At 54.3% G+C, this 8,021-nt stretch carries 8 protein-coding genes and 1 other RNA gene; 4 read left to right on the top strand and 5 right to left on the bottom strand.

What is annotated here, in order from left to right; genetic code table 11:
* Window positions 1-81 precede the first annotated feature (81 nt).
* Window positions 82-460, bottom strand: an RNA gene (rnpB, locus tag ACIPUG_RS18310) — RNase P RNA component class A.
* Window positions 461-485: 25 nt separating this feature from the next.
* Window positions 486-1,373, bottom strand: a complete 888-nt coding sequence (rsmI, locus tag ACIPUG_RS18305) for a 16S rRNA (cytidine(1402)-2'-O)-methyltransferase (RefSeq protein ID WP_039499668.1) — start codon at window positions 1,371-1,373, stop codon at window positions 486-488.
* A 61-nt stretch (window positions 1,374-1,434) separates the two neighbouring features.
* Between rsmI and ACIPUG_RS18300 the strand changes: the two genes are divergently transcribed.
* From ACIPUG_RS18300 to dolP, 4 genes are all read left to right on the top strand, one after another.
* Complete coding sequence (locus ACIPUG_RS18300; protein WP_039282794.1) at window positions 1,435-3,453, top strand: penicillin-binding protein activator; 2,019 nt, start codon at window positions 1,435-1,437, stop codon at window positions 3,451-3,453.
* Window positions 3,450-3,806, top strand: a complete 357-nt coding sequence (locus ACIPUG_RS18295) for a YraN family protein (RefSeq protein ID WP_052902752.1) — start codon at window positions 3,450-3,452, stop codon at window positions 3,804-3,806. The genes ACIPUG_RS18300 and ACIPUG_RS18295 overlap by 4 nt, the downstream gene beginning before the upstream one ends.
* A 63-nt stretch (window positions 3,807-3,869) precedes the next feature.
* Window positions 3,870-4,460 carry a DnaA initiator-associating protein DiaA gene (diaA, locus tag ACIPUG_RS18290; RefSeq protein WP_005975525.1) on the top strand — a complete coding sequence of 197 codons (591 nt, stop codon included), beginning with the start codon at window positions 3,870-3,872 and terminating at the stop codon, window positions 4,458-4,460.
* Window positions 4,461-4,471: 11 nt separating this feature from the next.
* A complete protein-coding gene (dolP, locus tag ACIPUG_RS18285) occupies window positions 4,472-5,044 on the top strand; it encodes a division/outer membrane stress-associated lipid-binding lipoprotein (protein ID WP_010296714.1) in 573 nt (190 codons plus the stop codon).
* Window positions 5,045-5,168: 124 nt separating this feature from the next.
* On the opposite strand, the gene ACIPUG_RS18280 is transcribed toward dolP, so the two are convergent.
* The 3 genes from ACIPUG_RS18280 to elbB form a co-directional block, all read right to left on the bottom strand.
* On the bottom strand, window positions 5,169-6,464 hold the full coding sequence (locus tag ACIPUG_RS18280; RefSeq protein WP_400339596.1) for an alginate lyase family protein: 1,296 nt from the start codon (window positions 6,462-6,464) through the stop codon (window positions 5,169-5,171).
* Window positions 6,465-6,553: 89 nt separating this feature from the next.
* Window positions 6,554-7,288 (bottom strand): monofunctional biosynthetic peptidoglycan transglycosylase, encoded by a 735-nt coding sequence (mtgA, locus tag ACIPUG_RS18275; protein WP_400339594.1) that lies wholly within the window; start codon window positions 7,286-7,288, stop codon window positions 6,554-6,556.
* Window positions 7,285-7,938, bottom strand: a complete 654-nt coding sequence (gene elbB, locus ACIPUG_RS18270; protein ID WP_039282800.1) for an isoprenoid biosynthesis glyoxalase ElbB — start codon at window positions 7,936-7,938, stop codon at window positions 7,285-7,287. Before elbB ends, mtgA begins: the two co-directional genes overlap by 4 nt.
* Window positions 7,939-8,021 lie beyond the last annotated feature (83 nt).

The raw sequence follows: 8,021 nt of genomic DNA, 5'->3' as shown, positions 1-8,021 counted from the left end.
TAGATCACAAAACTCTATGCCTGTCTTTTTTTACCCGCCCATTACTGGGGATTCCTCAGCGCCGAAGCGGGGTTTTATGATGAAGGGAGTTGACCGTTAAGCCGGGTTCTGTCGTGGACAGTCATTCATCTAGGCCAGCAATCACTCACTGGCTCAAGCAGCCTACCCGGGTTCAGTACGGGCCGTACCATGTGAACCCCTATTTGGCCTTGCTCCGGGTGGAGTTTACCGTGCCACGAACTGTTGCCAGTCGCGCGGTGCGCTCTTACCGCACCCTTTCACCCTTACCTGATCCCACTTGCGTGGGCCATCGGCGGTTTGCTCTCTGTTGCACTAGTCGTAGGCTTGCGCCTCCCAGGCGTTACCTGGCACCCTGCCCTATGGAGCCCGGACTTTCCTCCCCTCCACCTGTCTCCCCCGAAAGGGACGGCAGTGAAGCGGCGACTGTCTGGTCAACTCCGGCGCGGATGATAGGGCAAATTGCCCTACTTGTCATCCTCCGATTCACCGCTATCGCCTTCTTGCTCCAGCCCATAGCGGTAAAGCGCGTTTTTCTTCACGCCGTGAATCTCTGCCGCCAGCGCCGCCGCCTTCTTCAACGGTAGCTCGGCACGCAATAGCGTCAGCGTGCGTAGCGCTTCCGCCGACAGCGCGCTGTCGTCAATCTGATGCCCTTCAACAATCAGCACCATTTCCCCTTTGCGCCGATTCTCATCTTCTTTCACCCAGGCCAGTAATTCGCCCACGGGGGCGCCGTGAATCGATTCCCAGGTTTTGGTGATTTCGCGCGCTAACACCACGTAACGCTCGGCTCCCAGCACCTCGCTGATATCCTGCAGGCTGTCCAAAAGACGATGTGTGGATTCGTAGAAAATCAGCGTGCGGGGTTCTTCCCCTAGCTCACGCAGCTTATCCTTGCGACCTTTGGTTTTGGCGGGCAGAAAGCCTTCATAGCAAAAACGGTCAGACGCCAGACCGGACGCAGAGAGCGCCGTTATCGCCGCGCACGCGCCCGGCAGCGGCACCACGCGAACGCCTGCTTCACGGCAGCGTCGAACCAAATGGTAACCGGGATCGTTAATCAGCGGTGTGCCTGCATCTGAAACCAGCGCGATGCTTTGTCCTGACTGCAATTTAGCCAGCAACACATCCGCTTTTTGTTGTTCGTTGTGATCGTGTAATGCGAACAGTCGCGCATTAATCGCAAAATGTTGTAACAGCAGACCGGTATGGCGGGTATCCTCTGCGGCGATCAGATCAACGCTCGCCAATACCGCTAGCGCACGCTGCGTGATGTCGCCCAGATTGCCGATTGGCGTGGGGACAATGTAGAGGGTAGATGCAGAAATGTCTGCTTGTTGGTCTTGATTCATTGTTTCATCCGGGTTGCCGATTTAATATTGAGCATCTTTAAAAAAAATCACTGGATACAGTATGCTTCCCTTTCATTTCGTCCGTACCCAGGCAGGGCGTGTTATCCCTGTTTTGCTAGCGGCACTGTTTCTCGCAGGCTGTCCAAGTCATGCACCGCAGAGCCCACAACCCGAGGTTCAGGGCAAAGCCGACGCATCATCCGATTATTATCTGCAACAGATGCAGCAAAGTAGCGATAATAACAAGGCTGACTGGCAATTACTTGCTATTCGTTCCCTGTTACAGGAAGGGAAAGCCCCTCAGGCAAGCCAGCAGTTCAATGCACTGCCAGAAAAATTAAGCGCAGCGCAAAAGCAAGAACAGCAGTTACTCAGTGCGGAACTGTCCGTTGCCCAAAACAATATGGATGCGGCTAAAGCAGCGCTGAGCCAGCTTGATGTGGGCGCGCTTTCCGATGAGCAAAAGCAGCGTTACTACCAGACGCAAATCAAAACCGCACAAGGTCGTCCGTCCATTGAGCTGCTACGAGCCTATATCGCTCAAGAGCCGCTGCTGAAAGGCGACGAGCACCAGATGAACCTCGATCAGACCTGGCTGGCGCTGACGCAAATGTCGCCACAGGAGTCGAACTCGCTGCTGATTAATGCGAATGAAAATGTGCTGCAAGGCTGGGTCGATCTGCTTAATAACTATCAGGATAACCGTACTTCTCCCGATCAGTTAAAGAGCGCGATTCAGGATTGGCAAACCCGTTATCCACACCATCCTGCTGCAAAAACGCTGCCTACGCAGTTGAATCAGGTCATTAACTACCAGCAGTCATCGGTGAACAGCATCGCATTGCTGTTGCCACTCAATGGTCAGGCACAGGTTTTCGCCAATGCCATCCAGCAAGGTTTTAACGCGGCCAAGAACGGTCAGATAGCCACCGCGCCCGTATCTGCCCCTGCAGCACCTTCAGCGGACGCTGCGCAAGACGGACAGGTAGTCCCATCATCCGACGGTCAGAATGCCCAATCGCCCGCGCCATACAGCGATCAAGCGGTAGCCTCACCGGCGCCTGCACCGGAAGCACAGGCGACAAGCGCGGGGCTGTCCAGCTCACTCCCGGTCAAAGTGTATGATACGTCTTCACAACCGCTGGCGAATATTCTCACACAGGCACAGCAAGATGGGGCTTCGCTGGTCATCGGTCCGTTGCTGAAAAATGAAGTGGATCAGTTGGCGAACAGCCAGTCACCGCTGAATATTTTGGCGTTGAACCAGCCGGAACACGTCGAAAATAGCGCTAACATCTGCTACTTCGCCCTCTCTCCAGAAGATGAAGCCCGAGACGCGGCAAAATTTATCCATCAGCAGGGTAAACAGCAGCCGCTGGTTCTAGCCCCCCGCGGTGCACTGGGCGACCGTATCATTAACGCATTCGCTCAGGCCTGGAACCAGCAAAGCGGCACCAGCGCTCTGCAACAGCGCTTTGGCAACACCGCGGAGTTAAAACAGGCGATTAATAGCGGCGCGGGCTTAAGCCTGAGCGGTCAGCCTGTTAACGTGTCGCAGCAGCAGGCACAGCCAGGCACCACCATCGGTGGCCTGACCATCCCGTCACAGGTTCAACCGACGACCAGTTCGTCCGTGAGTGGCAATATTGATGCGGTCTATATCATCGCAACGCCAGACGAGCTGGCGCTGATTAAGCCGATGATCGACATGCGCACCACCTCACGCGCGCGTCCGGCGCTCTACGCCAGCTCACGTAGCTTCCAGGCCGGATTAGGTCCTGACTTCCGCCTCGAAATGGAAGGGTTGCAGTTCAGCGATATTCCGCTGTTAGCCGGTGCTAACCCAGCGCTGATGCAGCAGGTCAGCAGCCAGTTTAAAAACGATTACTCGTTAGTCCGCTTGTATGCCATGGGGATGGATGCCTGGACGCTCGCCAGCCACTTCGGTGAAATGCGCCAGATTCCGGGCCACCAGATCCCTGGGGCAACAGGAATGCTGAGTTCAGGGCCGGATTGCACCATCAATCGTCAGCTAACCTGGCAGCAATATCGTCAGGGCCAACTGGTACCCGTTCTCTGAATCAGCGAGCGGCTGGCGCAGTTTACGAACAACAGGCCCGGCGTTATCTTGAACGCGCGGGCCTGACCTTCACCGCGGCGAATGTTACGCTACGCGGCGGGGAACTGGATTTGATCATGCGCGATCGCCATATTTGGGTGTTTGTCGAAGTGCGCTATCGGCGCAACGCCCATTTTGGTGATGCCGCAGCCAGCATCACCCGACGCAAACAGCAGCGGTTGTTGCATGCCGCCGCCGTGTGGTTGGCACAGCGAGGTGCCAGCTTTGACACAGTGGATTGCCGTTTTGACGTGCTGGCAATTACAGGTGAACAGTTCGACTGGCTCCCTAACGCCTTTGCCGCACAGGGATAACATTTTTACCACTCAGGGAGATCTCATCCTTGATGGCCTTCAATTTACGTAGGTTAATTCAACGTGCTGGATAGAATAAAAGTTTGTTTTACCGAGAGTATTCAAACGCAGATTGCAGCGGCAGAAGCCTTGCCAGACGCCATTTCCCGTGGCGCGATTGCGATGGTGCAGTCTCTGCTAAACGGCAACAAAATTCTGTGCTGCGGTAACGGAACATCAGCAGCCAATTCGCAGCATTTTGCCGCCAGCATGATTAACCGCTTTGAAGCAGAGCGCCCCAGCTTACCGGCTATCGCACTTAATGCGGATAATGTGGTCTTAACTGCGATAGCGAATGACCGCTTGCATGAAGAGGTCTATGCCAAACAAGTCAGAGCGTTAGGTCAGGCTGGCGATGTACTACTGGCCATTTCAACCCGTGGCAACAGCCGCGATATTGTTAAAGCCGTAGAGTCTGCCGTTACCCGCGACATGACGATTGTCGCGCTGACTGGCTACGATGGCGGAGAACTGGCCGGGCTGCTCGGGCCGCAGGATGTGGAAATTCGCATCCCGTCACACCGCAGCGCCCGTATTCAGGAAATGCACATGCTGACAGTAAATTGCCTGTGCGATTTAATTGATAACACACTTTTTCCACACCAGAACGATTGAAGGAGCACTACATGAGGATAAGTTCTGCATTTGCCGTGCTGTCTATCGCCCTGCTGCTACAAGGCTGTGTCGGGGTTGTTGCTGTTGGCAGTGCCGTGGCAACCAAAACAGCCACGGACCCGCGTACCGTAGGCACGCAGGTTGACGATGGCACACTGGAAGTCCGCGTGACGAATGCAATCAGCAAAGACGAGCAGTTGAAAAAAGAGGCTCGTATCGTTGCAACGGCTTATCAGGGGAAAGTATTGTTAACAGGGCAAGCACCGAGCACAGAAATGGCAAGCCGGGCTAAACAAATCGCCCTCGGCGTGGAAGGCGCAGCCGAAGTCTACAACGAGATACGCCAAGGCACGCCGGTTTCAATGGGAACCGCCTCCATGGATACCTGGATCACCACTAAAGTGCGCTCACAGATCCTGGCAAGCGACACGGTTAAATCCTCTAACGTCAAAGTCACAACGGAAAACGGCGAAGTCTTCCTGTTAGGTCTGGTGACACAGCGTGAAGGCACCTCTGCCGCAGAGATCGCCAGTAAAGTTGGCGGCGTGAAGCACGTCACGACGGCCTTCACCTACCTGCAATAACGCGCTTTTTTCTTTAAAAAACAAAAACCGCTGATGACGACATCAGCGGTTTTTTTATTTCTGCACTTTTTATCCCGATTCAGGGACGCGTATCTTTGCCTGATGAGGCCGAGGCTCAAGGAAATTATGGCGTAACAGGGTTAAGCAGCCAGAGTGCGCGGCGAGTTTCAACGCCGATGTGACTCGGTTCTTTATCGCGCGCACCAGCTTCACCGGTGAGCAACTCCGCAAAGCCCGCCTGCCTGATTTGCGTCTGGTAACGCGGCGCTTTCAAACCACGATCCGCCTGCAATAGCAGCGGAATCAAGCGGCTGCTTTGCCTGTCCATCGTTTTCCGCGGCCACGCCTTGTTTTCATCCAGATACGGTGCCATAAAATCCAGCGCCTTTATCACACTGCTTCCCTTTGGCGTGTGGTACTGCCAGATATTCTCGCCGACGCGGGAAGCCAGAATAGCCATATCCGTTATCGCCTGAAGGTTGAAGTAGCTGTAATGGAAAGAACGGGTACGCGCCAGTTCTTCCGGCTGAGCCCCATCCGGTTGCAGCTGGTGATCCAATTTTTCCCGCTGTAACTGCGCCATGGATTTCACCACGTCGATTTTCCCCAGATACCAGGCGATCCCCGCAACCTGTACCGTATACCAGCTACCGTGGTTGTTCTGGGCCGTTGCCTCTTTTTTCCCCAGCTTGCTGGTTTGTAGCCAGTGCAGATAATCGCTCATCCATGTCTGCATCTGCTGTTCATCCTGCGCCGTCCAGCCCGGAGCGTGACGCAGCATAATCAGCGAATCGACGATGCGGGTGGAAAAATAGCGCCCGTCCAGCACGCCCGAGCCTCTGCCCGGCGCGATGCCCGGCACGCCTTGCGCGAAGTCGAGATTAGGGTTCATACGCGTAGCGGGGTCGATAAACCAGGTACGGATCATCGACATGGCCTTGTCGGCATAAGCCTGTTTGCCAGAGAAGTACCACGCCAGCGTCAACGCCTGCGTTTGGGCCGTGAATTTTGCCAGCCTTACCCCATCGGTCTCCTCATCCTTGCTGGCAGGGTTTACCTGCCCATCACGACGAATCCAAGGCAAACCATCAGCTTTGTCGGGATCGGGCCACCAGTAGGCGCTGAGGCTCAAATAATCATGCTTTGAACCACTGGGTGGCGTAGATTTCTTTTCCGTTACGCTGGGGTTATTTATTTTCAGCGCGCGATCGGCTTCCGAAATAAGCTGCTCGTACGCCATTCGCGTCTGCGGCTTTTCCGTTTTCTGCTGTAGCTGCTGTTTTACTGCGGATAGCTGAGACTGCTGCAAGAAGGCGTAGGGATTATCGGGGGATGACGCTTTAGACTCCGCGTCCGCACGGGCAACGGAAGCCACACAACATAATGCAACCAGTACACCTGACCAATAACGTAACCGCATACTTTCTCCTGGTGTCGAAAACACGACCGTTAACGCAAAAAATTCTCGGTATAGTAAACGAACAAAGCGAATTAATTCAGATTGTTACCTCACAACAGATCGTTATCTCGCAAAAATGCGTCGCCGCCCATCTGCCTCATCTGGCGTAAAATCCACTGCTGGCGCTGAATAACATAGCTGGAGGGCGCATTCGCTCGGAAGCGAATGGGGTTTGGTAGCACCGCCGCGAGCAAAGCGGATTCACTTGCCGTCAGCCTGCTGGCAGGCTTGTTGAAATAACGTCTGGCGGCCGCTTCCACGCCAAAGATGCCGGGGCCAAATTCGGCGATATTCAGATACACGGTCAGAATCCGCCGTTTCGTCCAGACCAGCTCAACACCGGTGGTAATACCCGCTTCAAGCCCCTTGCGCACCCAGCTACGCCCATCCCACAGGAACAGGTTCTTCACCATCTGCTGCGAGAGCGTAGAGGCTCCGCGAATCCGCTGCGTGTTACGCTCGTTGTGCTTCAGTGCCTGACCAATCGCATCCAGATCGAAGCCCCAATGCTGAGGGAATTTTTGGTCTTCCGCCGCTATTACCGCCAGCGCCATTTCCGGGGCGATCTCCTCCATCGAAACCCAGTCAGAATGAGCAACGTAGGAGAATTCGCCTTTCAGCCATGCGCTGATCTGCCTGTCGACCATCACCGCAGAGAACGGAACGGGCAGGAAGGAAAACAGCAGGATGCCAGCCAGCCATGCACCGATGACAACCAACAGACTCCGAACAATCAGGCGCTTCAGCCACGTGAATAAGCCTCCACGCCCTCGTTTCCACCTCATTCGGTGAGATCCAATACGCGAGCAACGAGCTTATCAATGCCTTGTGCCGCTTCACTGATGGAGTTAGCCAGCATATAGGCTGGTGTGGTCACGATTTTATGTTCCGCATCGACCACGATATCATCGACCGGACAAACCACGTGGATACCGCCCATCTCGTCGACGGCTTCAGCGGTATCAATATCGTTACCAATGGTTACGCGAACAGGTACACCCAAAATCGTCGGTAGCAGTGCGGGTGAGATGCAAATAAAACCAATTGGTTTATTTTGCTTATAAATTTCCTGTGTGAGCAATTGCAGCGTTTCATCAATCTGACACGCCGTTCCCTGCGTCGCGAAGTCACTTAAATTTTTCGCCGCGCCAAAACCACCCGGCACAATCAGCGCATCTAAATCTTGTGCATTTGCTGCGGAAAGCGGCTGGATTTTTCCTCTGGCGATCCGTGCCGATTCTGCTAAAACGTTGCGATTCTCACCAGTTACGTCACCTGTCAGGTGATTAACCACCTGTAATTGTGGTTTATCTGGCGCAAAGCAAACCGCTTGCGCGCCCGCGCGATCCAGCGCAAGTAACGTCAACACGGCTTCATGAATCTCGGAACCGTCATAAACACCGCAGCCACTAAGGACAATGCCGACTCGTTTCATCATCTTTTCCTTCATTTCATTACATCAACTAATTGATTTTTTAATTGACAAACACTAATCTACATCACACATTTTAATGATTC

It is taken from the genome of Pectobacterium sp. CHL-2024, assembly GCF_044751765.1.
In the GTDB taxonomy this organism is placed as follows: Bacteria; Pseudomonadota; Gammaproteobacteria; order Enterobacterales; family Enterobacteriaceae; genus Pectobacterium; species Pectobacterium brasiliense.
This window is presented reverse-complemented; position numbering and strand designations above follow the sequence as displayed.